We start from the raw sequence: 26,428 nt of genomic DNA, 5'->3' as shown, positions 1-26,428 counted from the left end.
TGATCGGAGATCCCGCTATCTCTGCTCGGGAAGCACGACCAGTTTGCCGACGAAGTTCTTCGCCATGAAATCGGTCTGGGCGCGGTGGAATTCCGACAGCGGGTAGACGCCGCCGACGAGAGGCCGGATTTTCCGGCTTTCGATATAGCCGACGAGCCGGCGGAAATCGGCGCGGCTTCCCTGGCTCGAACCGTGCAATTCCAGCTGCTTCAGATACATGGTCCTGAGGTCGAGCTGGACGACCGGGCCGGCAATCGCGCCGGCCGTGGTATAGCGGCCTTCGGGGCGCAGGACCTTCAGGAGGTCGTTGAATAACGGCCCGCCGACGAGATCGGCGACGACATCGATCGGCTCGCCGCGGCTGGCGGAATGCACGGCTTCGACCAGATTGCCCTTGCCGCGGGTGACGACCGCTTCGGCGCCGATCTCGAGCATCGCCGCCTCCTTGCCGGGACCGGCGACAGCGATCGGGATGGCGCCGCGGGCACGCGCCAGCTGGATGATCGCCGAGCCGACGCCGCCGGAGGCGCCGGTGACGAGGACACGCTCGCCGGCGGCAAGCCTTGCCCGCTCCAGCATGCGCTCGCCGGTCAGATAGGCGCAGCAGAAGGTGGCGAGTTCGACGTCGGTCAGATCGGTTGCGACGACATGGGCGTTTTCGGCCGGCAGCGCCATATATTCGGCATAGCCGCCGTCGCGGCCATGGCCCATGTAATCGATGTCGGCGAGGCTGTCGTCGTCGCGATTGTAGATCGAGAAATCGACCATGACACGTTCGCCGATGCGCTTGGGATCGACGCCGGCGCCGACGCCGACGATATGGCCGACCGTATCGGTGCCCTGAATGCGCGGGAAGGTCAGCGTGTTGCCCTGCCTGCGCCAGGTGGAGACGGCGGACGGATCGTCCTCAGTGCCGTAGGCGCCCTGGCGCACCCAGACGTCGGTGTTGTTCATGCCGCAGGCAGTGACGCGGATCAGCACTTCGCCCTCCGGCGGCGTGGGAACGGGTACCTCCCTGTCATAGACGAGCTTGTCCAAGCCGCCGTGGCCGGTCAGCAATACCGCGGCCATCTTTTCCGGGATCGTCATGCGGCTTCTCCTCAGATTGCCTTGAAAACGCTTTCGATCGCGTCCGCTGCCGCCCTGACGACGACGTCCGCCTCTTCGCGTGTCAGGCAGAGCGGTGGCGCGAAGCCGAGAATATCGCCTTGCGGCATGGCGCGGCCAATGACGCCGCGTTCGAGAAGAGCAGCGGCGACCTGCGGCCCGATCTTGCGGGCGGCATCGAAGAAGCGACGGTCGTCTTTATCTTCGACGAATTCGACCGCGGCCATCAGGCCGTCGCCGCGGACGTCACCGACGTTGCGATGGCTGCCCACCGCTTTTGCCAGTTCCGAGCGGAAATAGGCGCCGGTCGCGCCGGCATTTTCGACGATGCCGAGTTCGTCGATCAGCTCCAGATTGGCGATGCCGGCGGCCGCGCAGATCGGATGGGCGGAATAGGTCCAGCCGTGGCCGATCGCCCCCATCTGATCGGAGCCCTGCACCAGCACCTGCCACATCTTGTCCGAAACGATGCTGCCCGAAAGCGGAGCGTAGGCTGAGGTCAGGCCCTTGGCGATGGTGATCAGATCCGGCTTCATGCCGTAATGATCCGAGCCGAACATCGTGCCGAGACGGCCGAAGCCGGTGACGACTTCGTCGGCGAGGAGCAGAATGTCGTATTTGTCGAGCACCGCCTGGATCTTCTGCCAGTAGCCCTTCGGCGGCGGCACGATACCGCCGGTGCCGAGAATGGGTTCGCCGATGAAGGCGGCGATGGTATCAGGACCTTCGGCGAGGATCATTTCCTCGAGCTTATCGGCGCAATATTGCGAGAACTGCTCCTCGTCCATCGAGCGGTCGGGCCGGCGGAAATAATAGGGCGCTTCGGTGTGCAGGATCGGCGCACGCGGCAGGTCGAAGGCATTGTGGAAGAGCGCCAGGCCGGTGAGGCTGCCGGTCATGACGCCGGAGCCGTGATAACCGCGCCAGCGCGAGATGATCTTCTTCTTGTCGGGCCGGCCGAGGATGTTGTTGTAGTACCAGATGAGCTTGATGTTGGTCTCGTTGGCGTCCGAGCCCGAGAGGCCGAAATAGACGCGGCTCATGCCATCAGGCGCGCGATCGATGATCATCTTCGAAAGCGTAATCGAGGCTTCCGTGCCGTGGCCGACATAGGCATGATAATAGGCGAGATCCTTCGCCTGTTCGGCGATGGCATCGGCAATCTTCTGGCGGCCATAGCCGACATTGACGCAATAAAGCCCGGCAAAGGCATCGAGGCTTTTGCGTCCGCTCGTGTCGGTGATGTAGACGCCTTCGCCGCCGGCAACGACGCGGGTCGGCGTCTCGCCGCGCGCATGCATGCCCATATGGGTGGAGGGATGGAAGAAGTGATCGCGGTCCCAGGCGGTGAGTTCGTTGCTTTTCTCGAGCATGTCCTGTCCTCTTCTTGAAATGGGCGGCTTAGTCCATGTCGCCCGGAAGTGTGGTTCCGGGATAACGACATGCATAAAAACAAAGAGCTTTAAGCGGCGGTGTCGATGCAGAGATATTTGAGCTCGGTGAAGGCTTCGAGCCCATGGCGTGAGCCCTCGCGGCCAAGACCTGATTGTTTCCAGCCGCCGAAGGGTATCGGGCCGCCGGTGATCTTCACGCGGTTGACCGCCACCATGCCGTATTCCAGCGCGCGCCCGAGGCGCATCTGCCGCGCGCCGTTTTCCGTGACGATATAGGCGACGAGGCCGTATTCGGTATCGTTGGCGCGGGCGACGACCTCGTCTTCGGTGTCGAAGGTGGTCAGTGCCGCCACAGGCCCAAAAGTCTCCTCGCGCATGATCAGCGCATTCGCCGGCACGTCCGTCAAAAGCGTCGGCTCGTAGAACAGCCGGCCGGCCTTGTGGCGCTTCCCGCCGGTGACGAGCCGGGCGCCGCGCGCCAGCGCGTCGGCGACCTGTTCCTCGACCTTGACGACGGCGCGCTCATGCATCAGCGGCCCGATCTCGGCGCCATCCTCAAGCCCGGCGCCGACCTTCAGCGCGGCGATGCGGGCGGCAAAGGCTTTGGCGAAGTCGTCAGCGATCCGCCGCTGGACGAAGATCCGGTTGGCGGCAAGGCAATCCTGGCCCGATGTGGCAAACTTGGCGTTGACGGCGATCTCGACTGCCTTGGCGATATCGGCGTCGTCGAAGACGATCAGCGGAGCGTGGCCGCCGAGTTCCATCACCAGCCGCTTCAGGGTCGGCGCGCATTGGCTGACAATAAGCTTGCCGATGCTTGTCGACCCGGTAAAGCTCAATGCACGCACCCGGACGTCTTCACAGAGAGCGCCCACAATCGGCGCGGCTTGGCCGGTAACGACATTGAAGACACCTGGGGGAATGCCGGCCCGTTCGCCGAGTTCGGCAAGGGCGAGCGCGGAAAGCGGCGTCTCGGAGGACGGGTGAGCGACGACCGTGCAGCCGGCGGCAAGGGCGGCGGCAGCCTTGCGCGTGACCATGGCCGAGGGAAAATTCCAGGGTGTGACGATACCAACGACGCCGAGCGCCTCGCGCCGGACGATCATTTCCGCGTCCGGCAGATGGCTGGTGACGCTTTCGGCATTCAACCGCTTACCTTCCTCGGCATACCATTCGAGGAAGGAGGCAGCGTAATCGATCTCGCCGCGCGATTCCGCCAGCGGCTTGCCCTGCTCGAGCGTCATGATCAGCGCCAGATCCTCCTTGGCCGCAAGGATCAGCGCGTGCCACTTCCGCAGGATCGCTGCCCGGTTCTGCGGCAGCATGGCGCGCCAGCCGGCAAAAGCCTCTGACGCTGCATCGATCGCCGCCCCTGTCTCGTCCGTGCCGAGGCTTGCAACCCAAGCCAGCGTCGCTGAGGAGGCCGGATCGGTAACCTCGAAACTTTCGCCGGTTTTGCCGGCGATCCAGCGGCCGCCGACATAGGCGAGATCGCGCAGGAGATGGCGGTCGGAAAGCCGCGACAGCGCATCATGATAGGCGGGGCGAGCAAAAACGGCGGTCATGTCCAGTCTCCTCGTGGCGGTGACGAGGAGTCTTCCACGGGAGCGGGCGAGAGATTGTCTGTTGGCGGAGGCGAAAAGAGAGAGACGGTCTAAAGAACGGTGGCGTGGCAGAGAGATTGTCTATGACGCGCTCTGGTCCTCGCCGGACGGGGCGAAAGAAGTGACCGGGAGCACCGTTTCCTCCTTCACCGTCTTGGTGACGATGTAGGTGAAGTAGCGGTCGATGCCGAGTTCGCGGTCGAGAAGCCCGTCGACCAGCCGCTGATAAGCGTCGATATCAGGGGCGATGATCTTCAGGATGTAGTCGACGCCGCCGCCGACCGACCAGCAGGCGACGATCTCCGGGATTGCAGCGACGGCGCGCTCGAAGCGCTCGAAATCCGCCTGGCGATGATTGGCGAGCGTCACCTCCATCATGACGCTGGCGACCGGCGCGATGCGCCGTGGAGCGATGCGGGCGTGGTAGCCGGTGATCACGCCTGCCTTTTCGAGCTTGCGCAGCCGCATCCAGCACGGGGTCGGCGACAGCCCGGCCCTTTCGGCCAGCGCCAGCTTGGTGATGCGGCCGTCGCGCTGGACGGCGTCGAGAATGCGCAGGTCGATGGCGTCGAGCTTCATGGTGCTTTCTTTAGAAAGAAATCATTTCAAACGCGGCGAAAAGACAATGGGAGCGCATTTTGGCATTGTCAATTGAACTGATTTTTAGCAGTGTTAAAATCATGACAAAGTGGCGCCCCGATCCCTCGCAACTCCGCCGGCCGGCCTACCTTTCGCTCGCCGAGCAGATCGCCAATGCAATCACCGACGGCAAGCTCTCCGACGGGGCGCAATTGCCGCCGCACCGCAAGCTGGCGGATGATCTGCATCTGTCCGTGCAGACGGTCAGCCGCGCCTATGATGAGCTCAGCCGCCGCGGGCTGATCTCGGGCGAGATTGGCCGCGGCAGCTTCGTCCAGACCAGGCCGCGCGAGCCGGAGCCGCCTTATCTGCCGGAGCGGCTGGGCGAGGTGATCGATCTGTCGATCCTGAAGCCGGTCTGCGAACAGATCCATCTGGAAAGGCTGCGCCAGGCCTTCGGCTGGCTTTCGGAAAACCTGCCCTCCAGCTCGGCCCTGTCGTTCCGGCCGAACATGGTGTTCCCGCGCCACCGCACGGTCGCCACCGAATGGTTGGCGCGTTGCGGGCTCGAGGTATCGCCGCTGAATATCAGCGTGACGAATGGCGCGACCTCGGGCATGACGGTGGCGCTCATGAGCGTCGCGCCGCCCGGTTCGACGATTGCGACCGAAGCGGTCAGTCACCATACGCTGGTGCCGCTCTGCGGCTATCTCGGCCTGCACCTCGAGGGGCTGGCGATCGACGAGGAGGGCATGATCCCGGAGGCGCTTGACGAAGCCTGCCGCACGGGGCCGATCCGGGCGATCTTCCTGCAGCCCTCGGTGATCAATCCGATGGCGGCGCTGATGAGCGCCGAGCGCCGCCAGGCACTGGCCGCCGTCGCCGCCAAGCATGACATAGCGATCATCGAAAACGACATTCTCGGGCCGATGGTCGAGGATCGGGCGCCGCCGATGGCGGCGTTCGCGCCGGAGCGGACGCTCTACGTCACCAGCTTCACGAAGATCACCGTGCCCGGCCTCAGGATCGGCTACCTCGTCGCCCCCGACCGCTATGTCGCCGCCGTCGCCAACCGGCATCTCGTTTCCAGCTGGATGGCGACGCCTGCCATGGCCGAGATCGCCAGCCGCTGGGTCAGCGACGGCACAGCGATGGAACTGGTCAACTGGCAGCGCCGCGCCCTTGCGAGCCGCCACGCGATCGCGGCGGAGATGCTGGCCGGGCTGCCTTACCGGGCGCATCCGCAAAGCCTGCACGTCTGGCTGCCGCTCGCCGGCCACCATGCGGAGGACGGGTTTGTCTCGCAGGCCAGGCTGCGCGGTGTGGCGATCGCGCCCGGCAAATCGTTCCGCACCGCCGATCAGGGCTCGACGCCGGCCGTGCGCATCTCGCTCGGTTCGACGACGGAAAGCGAATTGCGGACCGGCCTTGGGATCGTCGCCGCCTTGGCGCAGGGAAATCCGGAAGAGCTGCTGCTGGCGATTTGATGCCATTGCCCCTCGTTTGAGCACATGCAGAATAATTGTCATGATATTATTTTGCGAATTGACATGATTTCGATGGGCCGTCATCGTTAGGGCATTGCTTGTCTCAACAGGGAGAGACATGAATGCCTCAGCCCATCATCCGCATCGATAACATCGTCAAGAGATACGGCCCGCTGACCGTGCTCGATGGGCTGTCGATGAATGTCATGCCGGGTGAGAAGCTGGCGCTGATCGGGCCGTCCGGCTCCGGCAAGACGACGATCCTGCGCATCCTGATGACGCTGGAGACGATCAGCGGCGGCCATATCGAGGTCGACGGCGAACAGCTCTACCATATGTCTCGCGGCAGCAGTCTGGTGCCGGCCGATGAGCGGCATCTGCATCGCATGCGCGAGAAGATCGGCATGGTCTTCCAGCACTTCAATCTCTTTCCGCATAAATGCGTCCTCGACAATGTGACGCTGGCGCCGATGCTGACCAAGGGCATCAAGCGGCCGCAGGCCGAGAAGCGGGCGATGGAGCTTCTCGATATGGTCGGCCTGGCCGACAAGGCAAAAAGCGTCCCGGCGCAGCTTTCCGGCGGGCAGAAGCAGCGCGTCGCCATCGCCCGGGCGCTGGCGCTGTCGCCGAAAATCATGCTGTTCGATGAGGTAACCTCGGCGCTCGATCCGGAACTGGTCGAGGAGGTGCTGAACGTCATGCGGCGGCTGGCGTCGGAGACCGACATGACCATGCTTCTCGTCACCCATGAAATGGGTTTCGCCCATGATTTTGCCGACCGTGTGCTGTTCTTCGATCGCGGCAAGATCGTCGAGGAAGGCAAGCCGGGCGACATCTTCCGCAATCCGACGCAGGAGAGGACGCAGACCTTCCTGCGCAAGATCATAGCGGCGGGGCACCGCGTCTGACCTCAGACATTGCCCGCAAAGAACAAACTCAAAGGAAAGCCAGAGGAGTTGGGAACGATGAAAGCAGGATATGTTTTGAGTGCCGTCAGCCTGTCGGTGCTTCTGGTTACGGCGGCCGTCCCGGCATCCGCCGCCGATGACAAACTCGAACAGCTGAAGGAGCAGGGCTTTGCCCGCATCGCCATCGCCAACGAGCCGCCATTCACCGCCGTCGGCGCCGACGGCAAGGTTTCGGGCGCCGCCCCCGATGTGGCACGCGTGATCTTCGAAAAGCTCGGCGTCAAGGAAGTGGTCGCCTCGATCTCGGAATATGGCGCGATGATCCCCGGCCTGCAGGCGGGCCGCCACGACGCGATCACCGCCGGCCTGTTCATGAAGCCCGAGCGTTGCAATGCCGTCGCCTATTCCGAACCGATCCTCTGCGATGCCGAAGCCTTCGCTCTCAAGAAGGGCAATCCGCTGAAGCTGACGAGCTACAAGGATATTGCCGACAATCCGAACGCCAAGATCGGTGCGCCGGGCGGTGGCACCGAGGAAAAGCTGGCGCTCGAAGCCGGCGTGCCGCGTGACCGCGTCATTGTGGTTCCGGATGGGCAAAGCGGCATCAAGATGCTGCAGGACGGCCGCATCGACGTCTATTCGCTGCCGGTTCTGTCGATCCACGACCTGATGGCCAAGGCTAAAGATCCCACTCTCGAAACCGTCGCTCCCGTCGTCAATGCACCGGTCTATTGCGATGGCGCCGCCTTCCGCAAGCAGGACGTCGCACTGCGCGACGCCTTCGACGTCGAGTTGAAGAAGCTGAAGGAATCGGGCGAATTCGCCAAGATCATCGAGCCCTACGGCTTCTCGGCCAAGGCGGCGATGTCGACGAGCCGCGACAAGCTCTGCGCCGCGGCGAAGTAAATCGAGGCGGTATCCGGCCATGTCATCGGCATGGCCGGATTGTCGCAAAATAATCTCCAGAGAAGCGAGTTGCCGATGTCGGTATGGTCCGGCTATCTGACACTGATCCTTGAGGGCGCCCTGGTGACGCTCCAACTGACGGTCATGGGTTCTGCGCTGGCGCTTGTCATGGCCTTCCTGGCGGGGCTCGGCCGGCTGTCGCGCTTCTTCGCCGTTCGGGCTCTGGCGACGGCCTATATCGAGTTCTTCCGCGGCACTTCGATCTTCGTGCAGCTCTTCTGGGTCTATTTCGTCCTGCCTTTTGCCGGCTTGACCCTGACGCCGCTGCAGGCGGGCGTGCTGGCGCTCGGGCTCAATGTCGGCGCCTATGCGGCGGAAGTGGTGCGCGGCGCCGTCAAGGCCGTCGGGCGCGAACAGTCGGAAGCCTGTGTTGCGCTCAACCTGTCGCACTATCAGCGCATGCGCCACGTCATCCTGCCGCAGGCGCTGCCGCTGATGCTGCCGACCTTCTGCAACAATGCGATCGAGCTTTTGAAGGGCACGGCGGTCGTGTCGCTGATCTCGCTGACGGACATGACCTTCCAGGCGCAGGTGGTACGGGCGCAGACCGGCAATACGCTGGTGCCCTTCGCGACGATCCTCATTCTCTATTTTCTCATGGCCCTGGCGATTTCGGCGGCGATGCGCTGGCTGGAGCGGCGCATGGCCCGCAGCCTCGACGGCATAAGGACCTGATCGGATGGAATGGGATTGGGACTTCGTCTGGCAGATCATGCCGACCCTGCTCGAAGGGTTCAAGATCACTATTCTCGCCACCGTCCTCGGCGCTGCGGTCGCCATGGTCGTCGGGCTCGGCCTCGCCATCGCGCGGCGATCGCCGGTCGCCGCTATTTCCAGAACGGTCGGCTTCGTCTCGGAATTCATCCGCGGCACGCCGCTGCTGGTGCAGCTCTATTTCATCTTTTACGTGCTGCCGGATATCGGCATCCGGCTGGCGCCGCTCACCGCCGGCGTCATCGGCATGGGCATTCACTATGCGACCTATACCGCCGAGGTCTATCGCGCCGGCATTGAGAATGTGCCGCGCGGACAATGGGAAGCGGCGAAGGCCACCAATCTGACGACGCGCCAGGCCTGGATCCACGTGGTCCTGCCGCAGGCAATCCCGCCGATGATCCCGGCGCTCGCCAATTATTTCATCGCCATGTTCAAGGAGACGCCGCTGCTTTCGGCGATCACCGTGCTCGAGCTGATGAACCAGGCCAAGAGCATCGCCAACAGCAACTATCGCTACATCGAACCGATGACGCTGGTCGGCATCTTCTTCCTCGTCATCAGCCTGATCTCGGTCGTGGGCTTGCGCTGGCTCGAGGAACGTTACGCCAGGATGGATGACTGACCATGACAGCAAGGATCGAAATCATCCCCGCCGGCCGGCTGCCGCGACTGGATGACCGGCCGCTCGAAAAGCGCATCGGCCTGATCATCCTGGCGACGGACCATACGACGGAAGTCGATTTCCGGCGCATGGTCGCCAGCGACCGCATCGGCGTCTATGTCAGCCGCATCCGCTACGCCAATCCGGTCACGCCGGAAAACCTGCTGAAAATGCAGCCGTCGCTGACGGAAGGTGCTGCGCTGATCCTGCCGGATGAGACGCTCGATGCCGTCATGTATTCCTGCACCTCCGCCTCGGTCGTCATCGGCGACCGCAACATCGAAGCGGCGATCCACGCCGCCAAGCCGGGTGCTTCAGTGGTGACGCCGACGGCGGCGGCCGCGGCAGGTCTGAAGGCGCTCGGCGCCAGACGGATTTCAGTGCTGACGCCCTATACGATCGAGACCAGCCGGCCGATGGCGGATTATTTTGCGGATCTCGGTTTCGACATCGACCGCTTCACCTGTCTGGGCCTGACGGATGATCGCGAGATGGCGCGGATCGCGCCGGATGAAATTGCAGCCTTCGCACTTGAGGCGCTGGCGCCGCAATCCGATGCGCTGTTCATCTCCTGCACGGCGGTGCGCGCAGCCGAGATCGCCGCCCGCATCGAAGCGGAGACCGGCAAGCCCGTGGTCACCAGCAATCTCGCTACCGCCTGGGCTTGCATGAGGCTTTGCGGCGATGATCGGGCGCGGCCCGAACTCGGTCAATTGATGACCAAGCCCTACGGGGAAGGCTGAGATCATGGCGAGCACCTTGCCCGTTTCATTGGAGGATATTCGCGTGGCGGCGCGGCGGATCGCCGGCCGGGTTCTCGAAACACCGATGGCACAATCCGCAGCACTTGGCGACATTGCCGGTGTTCCCGTCTGGCTGAAGCTCGAACATCGTCAGACGACCGGCAGCTTCAAGCTGCGCGGGGCGACCAATGCGGTGCTCGCTCTGTCGCCGGCAGAACGTGCGCGCGGCGTCGTCGCCGCCTCGACCGGAAATCACGGCCGGGCGCTTGCCTATGCGGCGAAGGCTGAAGGTGCCGTCGCGACGATCTGCATGTCGCGGCTGGTGCCGGAGAACAAGATCTCGGAGATCCGCCGCCTCGGCGCCGAGATCCGCGTCGTCGGGCAATCACAGGACGAGGCGCAGCAGGAGGTCGATCGGCTGGTCGGCGAGGACGGGCTGGTGATGGTGCCGCCTTTCGACGACCCGGCTGTGGTGGCCGGACAGGGGACGCTCGGGCTTGAGATCATCGACGCCTTGCCGGAGGCATCAACGGTTCTGGTGCCGCTTTCGGGCGGCGGTCTTGCGGCTGGCGCTGCGGCCGCGATCAAGGGCGTCAATCCGAAGGTGAAGGTGATCGGCCTGACGATGGAGCGGGGCGCGGCGATGAAGGCGAGTCTCGATGCCGGCCGACCGATGCAGGTCGAGGAGTTACCAAGCCTTGCCGACTCGCTCGGCGGCGGCATCGGCCTCGACAATCGCGTGACCTTCGCCATGTGCCGCGCCCTTCTCGACGACGTCATCCTGCTGACGGAGGCGGAAATCGCGGCCGGTATGCGTCACGCTTATACCGCCGAACGCGAGATTCTGGAGGGTGCGGGTGCAGTCGGCATCGCCGCCCTGCTTGCAGAAAAGATCCGCTCCGGCGGACCCGTCGTTGCGATCCTGTCCGGACGGAATGTCGACATGGAACAGCACCGCCGGGTGATCAACGGCCAGATGGTGACGTTCGGGGAGGATGGCCGATGAGCCGGATGATCATTCTGACGGAAGCGCAATTGCGAGAGATCGTCGGGCTCGACCGCGATGCCGTCGCCTGTATCGAAGAGGCTTTCGCAGCGCTTGCAACCAAGGCGGTCGCCATGCCGCCGATTCTGCGGCTCGACATTCCGGACTATCGCGGCGAGGTCGATGTGAAGACTGCCTATGTCCCCGGCATCGAAGGTTTCGCGATCAAGATCAGCCCCGGTTTCTTCGACAATCCGAAGATCGGCCTGCCGAGCACCAACGGCATGATGGTGCTGCTGTCGAGCCGGACCGGGTTGGTGCAGGCGCTGCTCTTGGACAATGGGTATCTCACCGACATACGCACGGCGGCGGCCGGTGCGGTCGCGGCCAAACATCTGTCACGTGAAAATGCGTCCGTGGCCGCCGTCTTCGGGGCGGGCATGCAGGCGCGGCTGCAGCTTGAAGCCTTGACGCTGGTGCGTCCGATCCGCGACGCCAGGATATGGGCGCGTGATGCCGCAAAAGCCGAGGGCGCCGCGGCGGAACTGGCCGCAAGGCTTGGCTTTCCCGTCACCGCGATAAGGGATCCGAGAGAAGCAATCTCCGGCGCCGATCTCGTCGTGACCACCACACCCTCGGAGACGCCGATCATTAAGGCCGGGTGGCTGGAACCCGGACAGCATCTGACGGCCATGGGCTCGGATGCGGAGCACAAGAACGAGATCGCCCCCGCCGTCATCGCCGGCGCCGGCCTCTATGTCGCCGACAGCCTGAAGCAGACGCGGCGTCTTGGCGAGCTGCATCACGCCATCGACGCCGGCCTGATCGCGGCCGATGCGGTCTTCGCCGAGCTCGGCGAGATCGTCGCCGGCAGGTTACCGGGACGGATGAGCAACGACCAGATCACCATCGCCGACCTCACCGGAACCGGTATCCAGGACACCGCGATCGCCACGCTCGCCTTCGCCCGCGCCGGTGCGGCGAATATAGGCACCCCATTCGAAAGCTGACCGACGGAAAAGAAGGGAAAAAACATGACCCAGCCCAATCTCAAATTCTCGCTCGGCGAATATGCCGCGCGGCTGGAAAAGACGCGGCGCGCCATGGAGGCGAAGGGCATCGACCTGCTTATTGTCAGCGACCCCTCGAACATGGCCTGGCTGACCGGCTATGACGGCTGGTCCTTCTACGTGCACCAGGCAGTGATCGTGCCGCCGCAGGGCGAACCGATCTGGTTCGGCCGCGGCCAGGATGCCAACGGCGCCAAGTTCACCGCCTATCTGCAGCACGACAACATCGTCGGCTATCCCGATCATTACGTGCAGTCGACCGAGCGCCATCCGATGGATTATCTCTCCGGCATCCTGACGGAGCGCGGCTTCGGCAAGCTGACGATCGGCGTCGAAATGGACAATTACTGGTTCTCGGCGGCCGCCTTCGCGGCGCTGCAGAAGCACCTGCCGAACGCGCGCTTCGTCGACGCGACCGCGCTGGTCAACTGGCAGCGCGCGGTCAAGAGCGAGACCGAAATCAAATATATGCGCAACGCCGCCCGCATCGTCGAAGCCATGCATGCCCGCATCTTCGACAGGATCGAGGTCGGCATGCGCAAATGCGATCTGGTCGCGGAAATCTATGATGCCGGCACCCGCGGCGTCGACGGCATCGGCGGCGATTATCCGGCGATCGTGCCGCTGCTGCCATCCGGGATCGAGGCATCCGCGCCGCATCTGACCTGGGACGACCGGCCGCTGAAGAAGGGCGAGGGGACCTTTTTCGAAATCGCTGGTTGCTACAACCGTTATCATCTGCCGCTGTCGCGCACGGTCTTCCTCGGCAAGCCGACCCAGGCTTTTCTCGATGCCGAGAAAGCGACACTCGAAGGCATGGAGGCCGGTCTTGCCGTCGCCAAGCCCGGCAATAGCTGCGAGGACATCGCCAACGCCTTCTTCGCGGTCCTGAAGAAATACGGCATCGTCAAGGACAACCGCACCGGCTACCCGATCGGCCTGTCCTATCCGCCGGACTGGGGTGAGCGCACCATGAGCCTGCGGCCAGGCGACCGGACGGAGCTGAAGCCCGGTATGACTTTCCATTTCATGACCGGCCTCTGGCTCGACGACATGGGTTTCGAGACGACCGAAAGTATTCTCATCACCGACAGCGGCGTCGAATGTTTCGCCGACGTGCCGCGCAGGCTGATGGTCAAGGATTGAGGCTGTCATGAACGAGATTGGCTTACAGCCGTCGCCGATCAGCGCGACGGTGGATTTCGCCGCCGAGGGTGTGCAGCACGGCTTCCTCAGGCTGCCTTACAGCCGCGACGATTCCGCCTGGGGGTCGGTGATGATCCCGATTATGGTCATCCGGAACGGCAAGGGACCGACAGCGCTGCTGACCGGCGGCAATCACGGCGATGAATATGAAGGACCGATCGCCCTCTTCGATCTTGCCCGCAGCCTGAAGGCCGAGGAGGTGAGCGGCGCTGTCATCATCGTGCCGGCGATGAATTATCCGGCGTTTCAGGCGGGAACCCGAACCTCGCCGATCGACCGGGGCAACATGAACCGCAGCTTTCCGGGTCGGCCGGACGGCACGGTGACCGAGAAGATCGCCGATTACTTTCAGCGTGTGCTTCTGCCGATGGCGGATCTCGTGCTCGACTTTCATTCCGGCGGCAAGACGCTCGACTTTCTGCCGTTCTGCGCAGCCCATATCCTGCCGAACAAACAGCAGGAGGCGAAGGCTTTCGATTTCGTCACGGCCTTTGCCGCGCCCTATTCGATGAAGATGCTGGAGATCGATGCGGTGGGCATGTACGACACCGCCGCCGAGGAGATGGGCAAGGTCTTCATCACCACGGAACTCGGCGGCGGCGGCACCGCCACGGCCAAGAGTGCGGCGATCGCCAAGCGCGGCACCATGAATGTGCTGCGCCATGCCGGGATCGTCGCTGGCGCTGTCGATGCCGGTCCGACGATCTGGCTCGACATGCCGGACGGCCGCTGTTTTTCCTTCGCGGAGGAGGGCGGATTGGTCGAACCGGTCATCGATCTCGGCGAAGCTGTCACGGAGCACGCCGTCATCGCCCGCATCTATCCGACCGGAAGGACGGGGGTGGTCCCCCGCGAAATCCGCGCCGGCATGGACGGCATTCTCTGCGCCCGGCATTTCCCGGGCCTGGTCAAACCAGGCGATTGTGTTGCCGTCGTCGCAACCGTCGACAAGTGAGGTGAAAGGAGCTTGGCCGCAACCGGTCAAGCGGCTTGACGCGGCCTAGACATGCTGGTTGCCGCATCGATCTGAAAGCGCCTGACGACCCCTTCCAATGTCTGCGTTTGGGCGCCGAGCGCGCGGCAGGCCGAAGCGGTTTCGACGGCCATTGCCGCGTTGTGTTGCGTCACCTGGTCGAGAGCATTGACGGCGGCGTTGATCTCGCGGATCGCGACCGCCTGCTCGGAGGATACCGAAACGATCCGGGCGATGAGCCCGGCAACCTGCTCGACCTGTCCTTCGATTTCCTGAAGCGCCTTGCCGGTGCGGTTGACAAGCTCCACGCCGGTGGAAACCTGAGACGAGGATGTGGAAATCAGGGCCCTGATCTCCTTGGCGGCGTTGGCCGAGCGCATGGCGAGTTCGCGCACCTCCTGCGCCACGACGGCGAAACCCTTGCCGGCTTCGCCCGCACGGGCGGCTTCGACGCCGGCATTGAGCGCCAGGAGATTGGTCTGGAAGGCGATTTCATCGATGACGTTGACAATGTCGCCGATCTGCGACGACGAGCCTTCGATCCGTTCCATGGCGGCGATGGCTTCGCGAACGACGGCCGCCGAACGCTCGGCGCTGGTGCGGGTCTCAGTCATCATGCCGGTTGCCTTGCCGGCATGTTCGGCGGCGTCTTTCGCCTTGGCATTCATCTCGTCGAGCGCGGTTGTGGCCTCTTCGAGCATGGCGGCCTGCTGTTCGGTGCGCGATGCGAGACTCTCGGTTGCACCCGTAATGTCGGCCGAGGAGCTATCCACTTGTTTGGAGGTCTGGGCGATCTCGGCCATCGAGGCGCAAAGCGCGTCCATGCTGTCGTTGAACTTGGCGCGCAAAGTCTCGTAAGCGGCGGCAAAGGGTGTGGCGATCCGGCAATCGAGATTGCCGTGCGATAGCTGGTCCAGGCCGTGGGTCAGCTGAGCGATCACCGTTTCGCGTCCCTGCTCCTCGGCGGCTTTGTCGGCCATCTGGCTGCGTTCGCGTTCAAATTCCGCATCGCGAAGCGCCGTCTCGCGCTTCTGCGCGTCCTGCCGCTCGAGCGCGTTTCGGCGGAAGACCGCCACGGCCTTGGACATGGCGCCGATCTCGTCGGAACGGCTGGCATAGGGAACCTCGGTCGAAAAATCGCCGTCTGCGAGATTGCCCATATAGGCCTTCATGCCGTCGAGCGGCACGATCGCCCGGCGGCGCAGGAGATAGAGCCCGACCAGCAACAACGCGAAGGATCCGAGGCCGGCGCCACCTGCATAGATCGTCCAGGTGACGATTTCCGAGGCGGCATTGCGCTCCTCGCCCTTCAGGAAGGCGTCGGAATTGGCGACGAGTTTTTCGACCGCGTCCTGGTGCGAATGAAAGGCGACGCGCAACTGCTCGATCGCCCCGTGCGCCCTGTCCTCGTCCTTGGCGGTCAGGGCCGGGATGATCTCGCGGTTCATCACGTCCCAGAATGTATCGCCCTTGGCAAGCACATCGTTTTCGAGTTCGTCCTTCAAAGACTGCGGCAGCCGGGTGGTTTTCCAATAGGCGCGGCGGTCGTCGTAAGCGGCCTTGAGATTGGCGATCTTGGCAAGATTGGTGTCGGTGAGTTCGGGAAATTTGCTCGCCTCGAAGGAAAGCATGTAGGATTCGACGACAAACAGCGGCGGCGGCAGGATATCGGCGATCAGATCCTTGCCGTAGACGACCTGCTCATAAACCGGGCCGTTGACCTTCAGCCTTTCGAGCGCCGATTGCTGCAATCCAATCGACATGAAAAGGCCTGCTGAAACGGCGACACCAAACGCCACTAAACTGCGGGCAATAGTAAAGGCCAAGGTTCGTCTCCAAATAACTTTTGGCTTCTCGTTCGCGAGATGCCTGATCTACGTACCGCATTATTTCGCACGAACGCTGAAATATGGTTAATTCTTCTGGGTATCAGAAGTTGATCGGCCCGCCCGGGGCGGAGGCAGGCGTCCAAAATTGGGGTGATCAGCGACAATGGCTATTTTGGTAGCATTACCTTCGTCTGGCTGACGGGGTCAGGCCGAGCACGAGCCAGCCATGGCCTTCTATGCCCGCCCTTCAGCGCAAGCCGGCACGGATATCGATCTTGCCGCGAGATTCACAAAGGCATAGAGCTTTGAACTTCTCGATGAATGGCCACCGGGCCAAAGCTTTTGGAACTCCTGGCTCATCTCACGCGCCATGCATGATTTCGATGATTTGCGTGCGGTTTTCCCAGGTTGCGACGATGGTCGGCTCGTCCATCTCGATCGGCATCTCCGGTGCGCGTTCCAGCAAAAGCAATTTCTGATTCCTCTTGGGCAATGATGATCTGGTGCGGGCGGCGCCCATCGAGCCGGCGGCGGGCATACTTGCAACTACGCGTGCACATGGTTTGACTTAAAAATCGTTTTAAAATCAAACGATTGGCTAGCGCCAGGCGCCGGAAATTTCGAACGCCTACGACATTCTGGGCGACAGCGCGCTTTTCGAGTTTTTTACAACCAGATTCAACCTGTCCAGCTATGTCTCGAACATGGACGTCGACAAGCAGGCCGAGATGGTCGAGATTTTCATCGACATCAAGGATCTGCGGGATTCTGACAAAGTCGACAATCTGATCAAACGCTTCACGGCCATGTTGACGTCGCCACCGGCACGGGCACCACGTCGTCAGCGCTTCGGTCCTGGCTCAGCGACGATAAGCGCAGACACGCTGCTTGCGATGGCGCAACTGAAAACCGGCTGAGCCATTAAACCTTATATTAATCATTAAATCCCCATTAATAAGCACAGTAAAATATTCGTGACGTGTCCGAATTGACTGCGATGAAATCTGGGGGGATTTACGAGTGAGCATTCTTGATCGTGGTGCAAATGCCGTTGCGGCTCTTGCCGCTCTATCGAACTCGCAAGCCATGATCGAATTCGACCTGTCGGGCATAATCCTTACCGCGAACGAAAATTTCTGCCGGGCGCTCGGCTATGAGTTGCGGGAGATCGCCGGACAACATCACCGCATGTTCGTCGAGCCTGCCTATGCGGCCTCGGCGGAATACAAAGCCTTCTGGACGAAGCTGTCAGCCGGGAAATTCGATCAGCAGCAATATAAGCGGCTCGGAAAAGGCGGCCGCGAAGTCTGGATCGAAGCGTCCTACAATCCGGTGTTCCGGCGCGGCAGGCCGGTCAAGGTCATCAAGATCGCAACCGATATCACCGCGCAGAAGCTGAAATCCGCCGAGGATGCGGGCAAGATCGACGCATTATCGCGCGCTCAGGCGATCATCGAATTCACCCCGGCCGGCGAAGTTTTGAACGCCAACGACAATTTCCTCGCCGCCCTCGGCTATTCGCTTGCCGAGATCCGGGGCAAACATCATTCGATGTTCTGCGAAACCGACTATTCGAGATCGGAGGCTTACAAGGAATTCTGGCGCAAGCTTGCGAGCGGCCAGTTGATCGCCGACGAATTCATGCGTGTCGGAAAGGGCGGGCGGAAGGTCTACATCCAGGCCTCCTACAATCCGATCTTCGACCTGAACGGCCAGGTGTTCAAAGTCGTCAAGTTTGCCACCGATGTCACGGCGCGCGTCGAGAATGTCGAACAACTTGCCCGTTGCCTGACGAACTTCGCCGACGGCGACCTGTCGCAGGCGATCCGGATGCCTTTCATTCCCTCATTGGAGCGGCTGCGCACCGACTTCAACAGCGCCTCGGAAAAACTGAAGGACGCAATGGCAACGGTTGCCGAAAATGCCAAGGCGATTTCGGCTGGTTCCAACGAAATCCGCACGGCAGCCGATGACCTGGCAAAACGCACCGAGCAGCAAGCGGCCTCGGTCGAAGAGACGGCGGCCGCGCTTGAGGAAATTACCACCACGGTCAAGGATTCGAGCCGCCGCGCCGAGGAAGCCGGTCAGCTGGTGGCGCGCACCAAACACCATGCGGAGCATTCCGGCCAGGTGGTGCGGGATGCGATCGGAGCGATGGATCAGATCGAAAACTCGTCACACGAAATTTCCAACATTATCGGCGTCATCGATGAAATCGCCTTCCAGACGAATCTTCTGGCGCTCAATGCCGGCGTAGAGGCGGCGCGGGCAGGGGAGGCCGGCAAGGGGTTTGCGGTCGTTGCACAGGAGGTCCGTGAGCTGGCCCAGCGGTCGGCGAAAGCCGCGAAAGAGATCAAGAGCCTGATTACCGCGTCCGGTTCCCATGTCGCAAACGGCGTCGCTCTCGTCACGAATGCCGGATCGGCGCTGCGGGAAATCACGAGCCAGGTTCATGACATCAATACCAACGTCACGGCGATCGTCGAGGCGGCGCGCGAGCAATCGACGGCGCTTGGCGGCATCAGCCAGACCATCAACACCGTCGACCAGGGAACGCAGCAGAATGCCGCGATGGTTGAGGAGCAGACTGCCGCAAGCCATGGCCTTGCCCGGGAGGCTGCGGCACTCTTCAAGCTTCTTGAGCAGTTCCGTTTCGAGGACGCGCCGAAATCACGCTCTTCGTCTACGCAGGCCGGGCGTCATCCTTCGGTGCCGGCGGCTTTGAAAGTCGTCCGCACGGCCTCGGCTCATGGATCGGCGGCCGGCGCGCTGAAATCCGATTGGGAAGAATTCTGATTCAGCTCAAATTAAAGGTCTGAAAAAAGCGCGGCGGGCCTGACAGCCGCTTCGCGGGATATTGGGCTTCTGCCTCGTTCCAACGCCGAAGACATTGCCGACGCTTACGACGCGGCTTCCCTATCCATTCACCGAAACGATCGGAACGCGGCCAGGCGATCAGCCTCGGAGGCGGGCGGAAATGCTGCACTGCCAAAAAAATCGTCACGCGCGCGCCTGCGCGTTTTTTCGGCATGACCCATTGACAATTCATCCTTGATGGCACTTGATACGTTATTCCAGTAAAACAGACAGAAGTCCATTATACTGGAACAATCGGAAAGCATCCATAAGGGGAACGCCATGACCATTTCCTTTCGCACCGGCGTGATGTCGCTGATCGCCGCCGCCTTGTTGTCCACGCCTGTGCTGGCCGAGGGCAGCAAGCTCGATGAAGTGCTGGCCCGCGGCCACCTCGTCCTCGGCACGGGCAGCACCAACGCGCCCTGGCACTTCAAGAGCGCGGACGACAAGCTTCAGGGTTTCGACGTCGACATGGGCCATATCATCGCCAAGGCACTGTTCGGCGATCCCGAGAAAATCGAATATGTGAACCAGTCTTCCGACGCCCGCATCCCGAACATCACCACCGACAAGGTCGACATTACCTGCCAGTTCATGACCGTGACCGGCGAACGTGCCCAGCAGGTTGCCTTCACCATTCCTTATTATCGCGAGGGTGTCGGCCTGATGCTCAAGGCGGACGGAAAATATGGCGACTACGCCGCGCTCAAGGCCGCCGGTTCCTCCGTCACCATCTCGGTTCTGCAGAATGTTTATGCCGAGGCAATGGTGCATGCGGCCTTGCCGGAGGCGACCGTCGATCAGTATGATTCCGTCGACCTGATCTATCAGGCGCTGGAGTCGGGACGCGCCGATGCCGTCGCCACGGACCAGTCGTCGCTTGCCTGGTACATGACGCAGAACCCGGGCCGCTACAAGGACGCCGGTTACGGCTGGAATCCGCAGACTTACGCCTGCGCCGTCAAGCGCGGCGACCAGGACTGGCTGAACTTCGTTAACACCGCTCTGCACGAAGCCATGACCGGCGTCGAGTTCGACTTTTACGCCAAGTCCTTCAAGACCTGGTTCGGCAAGGATCTGGCGCCGCCGCAGATCGGCTTTCCTGTTGAGTTCAAGTAACGGCCACGCGGAGCGGGATTGTTCTCCCGCTCCGCTGACGCGCCGCGCGTCTTTCCAGACGCGCAAAGGACGCTGCAACACTTCGAATCTGCGCATCGTGCACGATGCGTTAGTCTGAAAGGGCGGCCCGTATGGGTTACACGCTGAATTTTGCTGCCGTCTGGCGCAATTTCGATTTTCTTTTGAGCGGGCTTGCGCTCAGCCTCGGCCTGGCCGTGATCTCGATCCTGATCGGGGCGGCGATCGGTCTCGTCGTCGCCTTCGCGCTGACGTCCAAGAGCCGCTTTGCGGTGGTGCCGGCGCGGGTCTATGTCACTGTCATTCGCAACCTGCCGATCCTCGTCCTGGTGCTTTTCGCCTTTTTCGCGCTGCCGCAGATGGGCTTGCGCCTCGACAAGATAAAAAGCTTCGTGCTGGTTTTATCCCTCTATTCCGGCGCCTATCTGGCCGAGGTGTTCCGCGCCGGCTTGTTGTCGATCCCGAGAGGGCTGACCGAGGCGGGCCTCGCCATCGGCCTGACGGGGATGCAGATCCGCAGCTCGATCATCGCTCCGCTGATGCTGCGCAACGTGCTGCCATCGCTGTCTTCGACGATCATCTCGCTCTTCAAGGACACCTCGCTTGCCGCCGCCATCGCCGTGCCGGAACTGACCTTTGCCGCCCGCAAGATCAATGTCGAAAGTTTCCGCGTCATCGAAACCTGGATGGTCACCTCGGCCCTCTATGTCGTGACTTGTTTCCTCATCGCCGCCGTGATGCGCTTCGTCGAGCGCCGTCTGGCCCTGCCGAGATAGATCTGATGTCCCACACCTTTCTCGAACAGCTCTGGATCGCCCGCTACGTCATCATCAACGGCATCGGCGTGACCGTGTCGATCTCTCTGCTGGCCATTCTCGCAGGGTCGGTCCTCGGCGTTTTCGTCGGCCTGGCGCTCGTCTATGGCGGCGTTGTTTTGCGTCTGATCGTGCGTGCCTACACGGATATCATCCGCGGCACGCCGGTGCTCGTGCTGGTGCTGGCAAGCTATTATGTTTCCGCCGCCGTCGGGCTCGATCTCGGGCCGTTCTCCGCTGGCGTGCTCGCCCTTGCGATCTTCTGCTCCTCGCATGTCGGCGAGATCGTCCGCGGAGCGCTTCAGGCGATCCCTAAGGGGCAGACCGAAGCCGCCAAGGCGATCGGCCTGACCTTTACCCAGACCTTCACCTCGGTGCTGTGGCCGCAGGCCATGCGCCAGTGCCTGCCGGCCTGGGTGAATACGGCGGCCGAAATGGTGAAGGCCTCGACGCTGCTCTCCGTCATCGGCGTCGCCGAGCTTCTGCTGCGCACGCAGGAGATCATCTCCCGCAATTTCATGAGCCTGCAGTTCTATTTTCTGGCCGGCGGTCTCTATTTCCTCGTCAATTACGGTATCGAGCACTTCGGCAAATATGTCGAGCGCAAGACCGCCCTGCCGTCTTAAGGAGCCCCCGATGGCCAAGACCATTCTCGACATCAAGGGTCTGCGCAAGACTTACGGCATCCACGAAGTCCTCAAAGGCGTCGATTGCGCCGTGGAAGAAGGCGAGGTCATTTCCATCATCGGCTCGTCCGGCTCCGGAAAGACCACCTTGCTGCGCTGCGTCAACATGCTGGAAGAATTCCAGGGCGGCACGATCAGCCTCGATGGCGAAGAGATCGGCTACCGCGTCGACGGCGCAGCCCGCCGCCGCAAGGGCGAGAAAGAGATTGCCCGCCAGCGCGCGCTGACCGGCATGGCCTTTCAGCAGTTCAATCTCTTCCCGCATATGAGTGCCGCCGAAAACGTCATGCTCGGCCTCGTCAAGGTGAAGAAAATGACGAAGCCGGATGCCCGCGCCGTCGCGGAAAAATGGCTCGATCGCGTCGGCCTTTCCGCCCGCGCGAACCATTATCCCGGACAGCTTTCCGGCGGCCAGCAGCAGCGCGTCGCCATCGCCCGGGCCATTGCCATGTCGCCGAGACTGATGCTGTTCGACGAAGTGACCTCGGCGCTTGATCCGGAGCTGGTGGGCGAAGTGCTGCAGGTGATCAAGGGGCTTGCCGCCGACGGCATGACCATGCTGCTCGTCACCCATGAAATGCGCTTTGCCTACGAGGTTTCGTCGCGCGTTATCTTCATGAACCAGGGCGTCATCTGCGAAGAAGGCGATCCGAAGGAGATGTTCGTGCGGCCGAAGACCGAACGGCTCGCGGAATTCCTCAAAACCTCGAGTTTCAATTAGAGCATGATGCCGAAAAGTGTGAGCGGTTTTCGGGTAACATCATGCTTTAACTCTTTAATTTAGAACAGAATGATTTTAGGTCAACCGGGCCTTAAATCATCCTGTTCTAAAGGCGAAGACGATCGGCGCGGCTGTTCGACCGCAGAGCTGAAAGATCGCGGTCGCACCAACCGGCGTCTTCGGGCGCCGGCGCCCGCACAAATTACGTTCAATCTGCATTCCCGGCAGGCAAATTTCCCGCACAGCATTCGCGGCATCTTGAAAATCCTGAATACAGGATTTTGGCATGCGCTTTGCTTTCTGTCTTGTATGCAAGATAGCCACACATCCGAGACCACGCAGAAATCCATCGAGGCGACGATCGTCTCCGGCATCCTTTCTGCCAAGATTCGGCCCGGTACGCGTCTCGGCGAAAACCAGCTGGCCGCGCTCTTCGGCGTGTCCAGAACCCGCGTCCGCGAAGCGATGATGCGCCTGGAGACACGCGGCATCGTGCATGTCAGTCCTCGGCGTGGCTGGTTTGTCGTCGAGCCGTCCGCCGAAGATGCGATCGCGGTCTATGAGGCGCGGCGTATCGTCGAGGCCGGTCTGCTGCGCAGCATGCGGACGCTGACGGACGAGGGTAGCAAGGCGCTCGACGCGCATCTTACTGAGGAACGAAATGCGATGGCGGCCGGCGACCGCCAGCGCCTGACCTATCTGATGGGCGATTTCCATATCCGCATCGCCGAATTGAGCGGCAACGCCATCATCGTCGATATCCTGCGCGACCTGACCGCTCGGACGATCCTCATTTCAATGCTCTATCAATCCGAATTTCATGCCGCACAGTCCCATGACGGGCATTGCCGCATCTTCGAGGCCATGCAGGCGGGCGATTTCGTCAGGGCTGCGGAACTCTCTGTCGAGCATCTCGACGAAGTGGAAATGGGCCTCGACCTCACGACCCGCCCGGACCCGCTCTCTGAACTGCGCAGTTCCCTGTCGCTTCCCCCCAGAACCGCATCCTCACCTCTCGGATCTAAAAAACCACAACTTCAAAGGAGTCATTAACGCATGCTGACAAGACGAGTTTTCTTCGCAATCGCGACCCTGGCGGCAACCTTCGGCTTCGGCTCCGCGTCTCATGCCGATGCTCTCGCCGACATCACGGCGCGCGGTACGCTGCGTGTCGCCGTCCCGCAGGATTTCCCGCCATTCGGCAGCGTCGGCACCGATATGGCGCCGATGGGCTACGATATCGACGTTGCCAATCTCATTGCCGAAAAACTGGGCGTCAAGACCGAGCTCGTGCCGGTCACCAGCGCCAACCGGGTGCCTTATCTGCAGACCAACAAGGTCGATCTGGTCATATCAAGCCTCGGCAAGAATGCGGAGCGCGAAAAGGTGATCGATTTCTCCGCAGCCTACGCTCCCTTCTTCAACGGCGTGTTCGCGCCGGCCGATGTTTCGATCGCCAAGGCGGAAGATCTCGCCGGCAAGAGCATCGGCGTCACGCGCGGCTCGGTCGAGGATCTGGAGCTGACGAAGATCGCGCCGGCCGACGCCACGATCAAGCGTTACGAGGACAATAACGGCACGATCTCGGCCTTCCTGTCCGGTCAGGTCGACACCATCGCCACCGGCAACGTCGTGGCTGCTGCGATCCTTGCCAAAAATCCCCCCAAGCGCCCTGAGCTCAAATTCCTGATCAAGAACTCGCCCTGCTATATCGGCCTCAATAAGGAGCAGGCGGCTCTTCTGGAGAAGGTGAACGGAATCATCGCTGCCGCCAAAACCGATGGCGCGCTGAACGCCATATCGCAGAAGTGGCTCGGCACCGATCTTCCGTCGGATCTCTGATGGGCTTGTTCTTACGGATGTCATTCTCGCCTGCAGGCGGGATGACATCCGCTCGTCACTGCAAGAGGGGACAATTCCTTGAGCTATCATTTCGAATTCGGCTGGCTGCTTCAATATTACCCTGAGATCATCAAGGGCATACTGGTCACCCTGGAACTGATCGCGATCGGCGGAGTGCTTGGCATTTCGCTCGGCATCGTCTGTGCCTGGGTGCGCGCACTCGGGCCGGTCTGGCTGAAACCTGTCGTTGCCAGCTATGTCGAACTGATCCGCAACACGCCGTTCCTGATCCAGCTGTTTTTCATCTTCTTCGGCCTGCCGTCGCTCGGCCTCCAGCTTCCCGAATTGACCGCCGCCAACCTGGCAATGGTCATCAACCTCGGCGCCTATAGCTGCGAAATCATTCGCGCCGGCATCCAGGCGACCCCGAAGGGGCAGTTCGAGGCAGGCGAGAGTCTTGCCATGACGCGCTTCGAAACCTTCCGCCATGTCGTTCTCGTCCCGTCACTGCAGCGCATCTGGCCGGCGCTGTCGTCGCAAGTCGTCATCGTCATGCTCGGCTCGTCGGTCGTGTCGCAGATCGCCGCCGAGGATCTGACCTTTGCCGCGAATTTCATCCAATCGCGAACCTTCCGCGCCTTCGAGGCGTACATCGTCTCGACAGCGATCTATCTGGTGATGGCAATCCTCCTTCGGCAGCTGCTGGGGATCGTCGGCGGTTTGATTTTCCCGAGGAGAAAAGCACGATGATCGAGTTCACCCTCTGGGACATCCTGCGCAACCTGCTGCTGGCAACGCGCTGGACCATTCTCCTCTCGCTCGTGTCCTTCGCCGGCGGCGGTGCGGTCGGGCTGGGGCTGCTGTTCCTGCGCATCAGCAAGCGCAAGACATTCAGGGTGCTCGCGAAATACTACATCGAACTTTTCCAGGGCACTCCGCTGCTGATGCAGCTCTTCATCGCCTTCTTCGGGCTCGGCCTGTTCGGCATCGACGTGCCGGCCTGGCTTGCTGCGGGACTGACGCTTACCCTGTGGAGTGCCGCCTTCCTCGCCGAAATCTGGCGCGGCTGCGTCGAGTCGATTGCGAGGGGCCAATGGGAAGCGTCCGCCAGCCTCGGCATGGGACGGTTGCAGCAGATGCGCTATGTCATTCTCCCGCAGGCGCTGAGGGTCGCCATACCGCCCACGGTCGGTTTCTCCGTTCAGATCGTCAAGGGTACGGCGCTGACCTCGATCATCGGCTTCGTCGAACTGTCAAAAGCCGGCACCGTGGTCACCAATGCCACCTTCCAGCCCTTCACTGTCTACGGGCTCGTCGCCCTCATCTACTTCGCCCTTTGCTGGCCTTTGTCGAAAAGCAGCCAGATCCTGGAAAGGAAGCTCAATGTCGCTCATCGAAATCACTGAAGTCCGCAAAAGCTTCGGAACCACCGAGGTGCTGAAAGGCATCAATCTCGATGTGCAGGCTGGCGAAGTCATCGCCATTATCGGCAAAAGCGGTTCGGGTAAGTCGACACTGCTTCGCTGCATCAATGGCCTGGAAAGCATCACCGACGGTTCCATTTCGGTGGCCGGCGCGCAGCTCCTCGACGACGAAGTGCATCTGAAGGCATTGCGGCTCAAGGTCGGGATGATCTTTCAGCAGTTCAACCTCTTCCCGCACCTGACGGTCGGAGGCAACGTCATGCTGTCACAGACCGTGGTCAAGAAGACCCCGAAGACCGAAGCAGAGGCCACCGCCCGCAAAATGCTGGAGCGGGTGGGGCTCGGCCACCGGTTCGGCGCCTATCCCGACGAGCTGTCGGGCGGCCAGCAGCAGCGCGTCGCCATCGCCCGCGCGCTCGCCATGCAGCCGGCAGCACTTCTTTGCGACGAGATCACCTCGGCGCTCGATCCGGAGCTGGTCGCCGAAGTTCTGGCCGTCGTGCGTGAGCTTGCCGCCGAGGGAATGACGCTGCTGATGGTCACGCATGAGATGAAGTTCGCCCGCGACGTCTGCAACCGTGTCGTCTTCATGCATCAGGGCCGGGTCCACGAGGTGGGCCGGCCCGAGGAAGTCTTCGCTAACCCGCAGACGGCAGAGCTGAAGCAGTTTCTCGGCGTCAGTTAGAAACGCCGGCGTCGTCGAAGAGGATGGCGC

At 62.0% G+C, this 26,428-nt stretch carries 26 protein-coding genes and 1 pseudogene; 21 read left to right on the top strand and 6 right to left on the bottom strand.

What is annotated here, in order from left to right; translation table 11 throughout:
- Positions 1–15: 15 nt before the first annotated feature.
- The 4 genes from BBJ66_RS15835 to BBJ66_RS15820 all read right to left on the bottom strand — a co-directional run bounded on the left by BBJ66_RS15835 (position 16) and on the right by BBJ66_RS15820 (position 4,684).
- Entirely contained in the window at positions 16–1,089 is a 1,074-nt protein-coding gene (locus BBJ66_RS15835) for an alcohol dehydrogenase family protein (RefSeq protein ID WP_071088211.1), read from the bottom strand.
- An 11-nt stretch (positions 1,090–1,100) separates the two neighbouring features.
- Positions 1,101–2,480, bottom strand: coding sequence for an aspartate aminotransferase family protein (locus BBJ66_RS15830; RefSeq protein ID WP_071088209.1), 1,380 nt, complete (start codon positions 2,478–2,480; stop codon positions 1,101–1,103).
- Positions 2,481–2,569: 89 nt separating this feature from the next.
- Entirely contained in the window at positions 2,570–4,066 is a 1,497-nt protein-coding gene (locus BBJ66_RS15825; RefSeq protein WP_071088207.1) for an NAD-dependent succinate-semialdehyde dehydrogenase, read from the bottom strand.
- Between the two features lie 120 nt (positions 4,067–4,186).
- Complete coding sequence (locus BBJ66_RS15820) at positions 4,187–4,684, bottom strand: Lrp/AsnC family transcriptional regulator (RefSeq protein ID WP_071088205.1); 498 nt, start codon at positions 4,682–4,684, stop codon at positions 4,187–4,189.
- 101 nt (positions 4,685–4,785) lie between these two features.
- Here BBJ66_RS15820 and ehuR point away from each other — a divergent pair, with 101 nt between their 5' ends.
- The 10 genes from ehuR to doeB all read left to right on the top strand — a co-directional run bounded on the left by ehuR (position 4,786) and on the right by doeB (position 14,382).
- Positions 4,786–6,171 carry a MocR-like ectoine utilization transcription factor EhuR gene (ehuR, locus tag BBJ66_RS15815; RefSeq protein ID WP_071088203.1) on the top strand — a complete coding sequence of 462 codons (1,386 nt, stop codon included), beginning with the start codon at positions 4,786–4,788 and terminating at the stop codon, positions 6,169–6,171.
- Positions 6,172–6,293: 122 nt separating this feature from the next.
- Entirely contained in the window at positions 6,294–7,079 is a 786-nt protein-coding gene (gene ehuA / locus BBJ66_RS15810; RefSeq protein ID WP_049734909.1) for an ectoine/hydroxyectoine ABC transporter ATP-binding protein EhuA, read from the top strand.
- 57 nt (positions 7,080–7,136) lie between these two features.
- Positions 7,137–7,985 carry an ectoine/hydroxyectoine ABC transporter substrate-binding protein EhuB gene (ehuB, locus tag BBJ66_RS15805; RefSeq protein WP_071088201.1) on the top strand — a complete coding sequence of 283 codons (849 nt, stop codon included), beginning with the start codon at positions 7,137–7,139 and terminating at the stop codon, positions 7,983–7,985.
- A gap of 75 nt (positions 7,986–8,060) precedes the next feature.
- On the top strand, positions 8,061–8,720 hold the full coding sequence (ehuC, locus tag BBJ66_RS15800) for an ectoine/hydroxyectoine ABC transporter permease subunit EhuC (protein WP_071088199.1): 660 nt from the start codon (positions 8,061–8,063) through the stop codon (positions 8,718–8,720).
- A 4-nt stretch (positions 8,721–8,724) separates the two neighbouring features.
- Positions 8,725–9,384: an ectoine/hydroxyectoine ABC transporter permease subunit EhuD gene (ehuD, locus tag BBJ66_RS15795; protein WP_071088197.1), complete on the top strand. Its 660-nt coding sequence runs from the start codon at positions 8,725–8,727 to the stop codon at positions 9,382–9,384.
- Between the two features lie 2 nt (positions 9,385–9,386).
- Positions 9,387–10,166, top strand: coding sequence for an ectoine utilization protein EutA (eutA, locus tag BBJ66_RS15790; RefSeq protein ID WP_071088195.1), 780 nt, complete (start codon positions 9,387–9,389; stop codon positions 10,164–10,166).
- A 4-nt stretch (positions 10,167–10,170) separates the two neighbouring features.
- Positions 10,171–11,172, top strand: coding sequence for a hydroxyectoine utilization dehydratase EutB (gene eutB / locus BBJ66_RS15785; protein ID WP_071088193.1), 1,002 nt, complete (start codon positions 10,171–10,173; stop codon positions 11,170–11,172).
- Positions 11,169–12,161, top strand: coding sequence for an ectoine utilization protein EutC (eutC, locus tag BBJ66_RS15780; RefSeq protein ID WP_071088191.1), 993 nt, complete (start codon positions 11,169–11,171; stop codon positions 12,159–12,161). The genes eutB and eutC overlap by 4 nt, the downstream gene beginning before the upstream one ends.
- A 24-nt stretch (positions 12,162–12,185) precedes the next feature.
- Positions 12,186–13,367, top strand: coding sequence for an ectoine hydrolase DoeA (gene doeA, locus BBJ66_RS15775; RefSeq protein WP_071088189.1), 1,182 nt, complete (start codon positions 12,186–12,188; stop codon positions 13,365–13,367).
- Positions 13,368–13,374: 7 nt separating this feature from the next.
- Positions 13,375–14,382, top strand: a complete 1,008-nt coding sequence (gene doeB, locus BBJ66_RS15770; protein WP_071088187.1) for a N(2)-acetyl-L-2,4-diaminobutanoate deacetylase DoeB — start codon at positions 13,375–13,377, stop codon at positions 14,380–14,382.
- Positions 14,383–14,408: 26 nt separating this feature from the next.
- Here the strand turns inward: doeB and BBJ66_RS15765 are convergent, their stop codons facing one another.
- Together BBJ66_RS15765 and BBJ66_RS34965 are read right to left on the bottom strand one after the other, a co-directional pair.
- Positions 14,409–16,226 (bottom strand): methyl-accepting chemotaxis protein, encoded by a 1,818-nt coding sequence (locus tag BBJ66_RS15765; RefSeq protein WP_049734901.1) that lies wholly within the window; start codon positions 16,224–16,226, stop codon positions 14,409–14,411.
- Positions 16,227–16,590: 364 nt separating this feature from the next.
- Positions 16,591–16,767, bottom strand: a complete 177-nt coding sequence (locus BBJ66_RS34965) for a hypothetical protein (RefSeq protein WP_190238086.1) — start codon at positions 16,765–16,767, stop codon at positions 16,591–16,593.
- Between the two features lie 64 nt (positions 16,768–16,831).
- On the opposite strand from BBJ66_RS34965, the pseudogene BBJ66_RS15760 reads away from it, so the two are divergent.
- From BBJ66_RS15760 to BBJ66_RS15705, 11 genes and pseudogenes are all read left to right on the top strand, one after another.
- A pseudogene (locus tag BBJ66_RS15760) lies at positions 16,832–17,146 on the top strand (DUF1217 domain-containing protein); the annotation flags it as partial.
- Between the two features lie 103 nt (positions 17,147–17,249).
- Positions 17,250–19,025 (top strand): methyl-accepting chemotaxis protein, encoded by a 1,776-nt coding sequence (locus BBJ66_RS15755; RefSeq protein ID WP_071088183.1) that lies wholly within the window; start codon positions 17,250–17,252, stop codon positions 19,023–19,025.
- A gap of 342 nt (positions 19,026–19,367) precedes the next feature.
- On the top strand, positions 19,368–20,207 hold the full coding sequence (locus BBJ66_RS15745; RefSeq protein ID WP_071088182.1) for a transporter substrate-binding domain-containing protein: 840 nt from the start codon (positions 19,368–19,370) through the stop codon (positions 20,205–20,207).
- 131 nt (positions 20,208–20,338) lie between these two features.
- Entirely contained in the window at positions 20,339–21,001 is a 663-nt protein-coding gene (locus tag BBJ66_RS15740; protein ID WP_071088180.1) for an amino acid ABC transporter permease, read from the top strand.
- 5 nt (positions 21,002–21,006) lie between these two features.
- Positions 21,007–21,666, top strand: coding sequence for an amino acid ABC transporter permease (locus BBJ66_RS15735; RefSeq protein WP_071088179.1), 660 nt, complete (start codon positions 21,007–21,009; stop codon positions 21,664–21,666).
- A 10-nt stretch (positions 21,667–21,676) separates the two neighbouring features.
- The gene (locus tag BBJ66_RS15730) at positions 21,677–22,447 is read left to right on the top strand and encodes an amino acid ABC transporter ATP-binding protein (RefSeq protein ID WP_071088177.1); all 771 of its coding nucleotides are present in this window, start codon (positions 21,677–21,679) and stop codon (positions 22,445–22,447) included.
- Between the two features lie 309 nt (positions 22,448–22,756).
- Positions 22,757–23,500, top strand: a complete 744-nt coding sequence (locus BBJ66_RS15725; protein ID WP_071088175.1) for a GntR family transcriptional regulator — start codon at positions 22,757–22,759, stop codon at positions 23,498–23,500.
- A 3-nt stretch (positions 23,501–23,503) separates the two neighbouring features.
- The gene (locus BBJ66_RS15720) at positions 23,504–24,289 is read left to right on the top strand and encodes a transporter substrate-binding domain-containing protein (protein ID WP_071088173.1); all 786 of its coding nucleotides are present in this window, start codon (positions 23,504–23,506) and stop codon (positions 24,287–24,289) included.
- A gap of 78 nt (positions 24,290–24,367) precedes the next feature.
- Complete coding sequence (locus tag BBJ66_RS15715) at positions 24,368–25,039, top strand: amino acid ABC transporter permease (protein ID WP_071088171.1); 672 nt, start codon at positions 24,368–24,370, stop codon at positions 25,037–25,039.
- Positions 25,036–25,695 (top strand): amino acid ABC transporter permease, encoded by a 660-nt coding sequence (locus BBJ66_RS15710; RefSeq protein ID WP_049734891.1) that lies wholly within the window; start codon positions 25,036–25,038, stop codon positions 25,693–25,695. The genes BBJ66_RS15715 and BBJ66_RS15710 overlap by 4 nt, the downstream gene beginning before the upstream one ends.
- Positions 25,673–26,398 (top strand): amino acid ABC transporter ATP-binding protein, encoded by a 726-nt coding sequence (locus tag BBJ66_RS15705; protein ID WP_071088169.1) that lies wholly within the window; start codon positions 25,673–25,675, stop codon positions 26,396–26,398. The genes BBJ66_RS15710 and BBJ66_RS15705 overlap by 23 nt, the downstream gene beginning before the upstream one ends.
- Positions 26,399–26,428: the final 30 nt, after the last annotated feature.

It is taken from the genome of Rhizobium sp. RSm-3 (assembly GCF_001854685.1).
Classification (GTDB): Bacteria; Pseudomonadota; Alphaproteobacteria; order Rhizobiales; family Rhizobiaceae; genus Rhizobium; species Rhizobium ecuadorense.
This window is presented reverse-complemented; position numbering and strand designations above follow the sequence as displayed.

Bases quoted from the DNA above. Each gene is read 5' to 3' on its own strand.
- BBJ66_RS15835 (WP_071088211.1), bottom strand. From the start codon at position 1,089: ATGACGATCCCGGAAAAGATGGCCGCGGTATTGCTGACCGGCCACGGC.
- BBJ66_RS15830 (WP_071088209.1), bottom strand. From the start codon at position 2,480: ATGCTCGAGAAAAGCAACGAACTCACCGCCTGGGACCGCGATCACTTC.
- BBJ66_RS15825 (WP_071088207.1), bottom strand. From the start codon at position 4,066: ATGACCGCCGTTTTTGCTCGCCCCGCCTATCATGATGCGCTGTCGCGG.
- BBJ66_RS15820 (WP_071088205.1), bottom strand. From the start codon at position 4,684: ATGAAGCTCGACGCCATCGACCTGCGCATTCTCGACGCCGTCCAGCGC.
- ehuR (WP_071088203.1), top strand. From the start codon at position 4,786: ATGACAAAGTGGCGCCCCGATCCCTCGCAACTCCGCCGGCCGGCCTAC.
- ehuA (WP_049734909.1), top strand. From the start codon at position 6,294: ATGCCTCAGCCCATCATCCGCATCGATAACATCGTCAAGAGATACGGC.
- ehuB (WP_071088201.1), top strand. From the start codon at position 7,137: ATGAAAGCAGGATATGTTTTGAGTGCCGTCAGCCTGTCGGTGCTTCTG.
- ehuC (WP_071088199.1), top strand. From the start codon at position 8,061: ATGTCGGTATGGTCCGGCTATCTGACACTGATCCTTGAGGGCGCCCTG.
- ehuD (WP_071088197.1), top strand. From the start codon at position 8,725: ATGGAATGGGATTGGGACTTCGTCTGGCAGATCATGCCGACCCTGCTC.
- eutA (WP_071088195.1), top strand. From the start codon at position 9,387: ATGACAGCAAGGATCGAAATCATCCCCGCCGGCCGGCTGCCGCGACTG.
- eutB (WP_071088193.1), top strand. From the start codon at position 10,171: ATGGCGAGCACCTTGCCCGTTTCATTGGAGGATATTCGCGTGGCGGCG.
- eutC (WP_071088191.1), top strand. From the start codon at position 11,169: ATGAGCCGGATGATCATTCTGACGGAAGCGCAATTGCGAGAGATCGTC.
- doeA (WP_071088189.1), top strand. From the start codon at position 12,186: ATGACCCAGCCCAATCTCAAATTCTCGCTCGGCGAATATGCCGCGCGG.
- doeB (WP_071088187.1), top strand. From the start codon at position 13,375: ATGAACGAGATTGGCTTACAGCCGTCGCCGATCAGCGCGACGGTGGAT.
- BBJ66_RS34965 (WP_190238086.1), bottom strand. From the start codon at position 16,767: ATGCCCGCCGCCGGCTCGATGGGCGCCGCCCGCACCAGATCATCATTG.
- BBJ66_RS15745 (WP_071088182.1), top strand. From the start codon at position 19,368: ATGACCATTTCCTTTCGCACCGGCGTGATGTCGCTGATCGCCGCCGCC.
- BBJ66_RS15740 (WP_071088180.1), top strand. From the start codon at position 20,339: ATGGGTTACACGCTGAATTTTGCTGCCGTCTGGCGCAATTTCGATTTT.
- BBJ66_RS15735 (WP_071088179.1), top strand. From the start codon at position 21,007: ATGTCCCACACCTTTCTCGAACAGCTCTGGATCGCCCGCTACGTCATC.
- BBJ66_RS15730 (WP_071088177.1), top strand. From the start codon at position 21,677: ATGGCCAAGACCATTCTCGACATCAAGGGTCTGCGCAAGACTTACGGC.
- BBJ66_RS15725 (WP_071088175.1), top strand. From the start codon at position 22,757: ATGCAAGATAGCCACACATCCGAGACCACGCAGAAATCCATCGAGGCG.
- BBJ66_RS15720 (WP_071088173.1), top strand. From the start codon at position 23,504: ATGCTGACAAGACGAGTTTTCTTCGCAATCGCGACCCTGGCGGCAACC.
- BBJ66_RS15710 (WP_049734891.1), top strand. From the start codon at position 25,036: ATGATCGAGTTCACCCTCTGGGACATCCTGCGCAACCTGCTGCTGGCA.
- BBJ66_RS15705 (WP_071088169.1), top strand. From the start codon at position 25,673: ATGTCGCTCATCGAAATCACTGAAGTCCGCAAAAGCTTCGGAACCACC.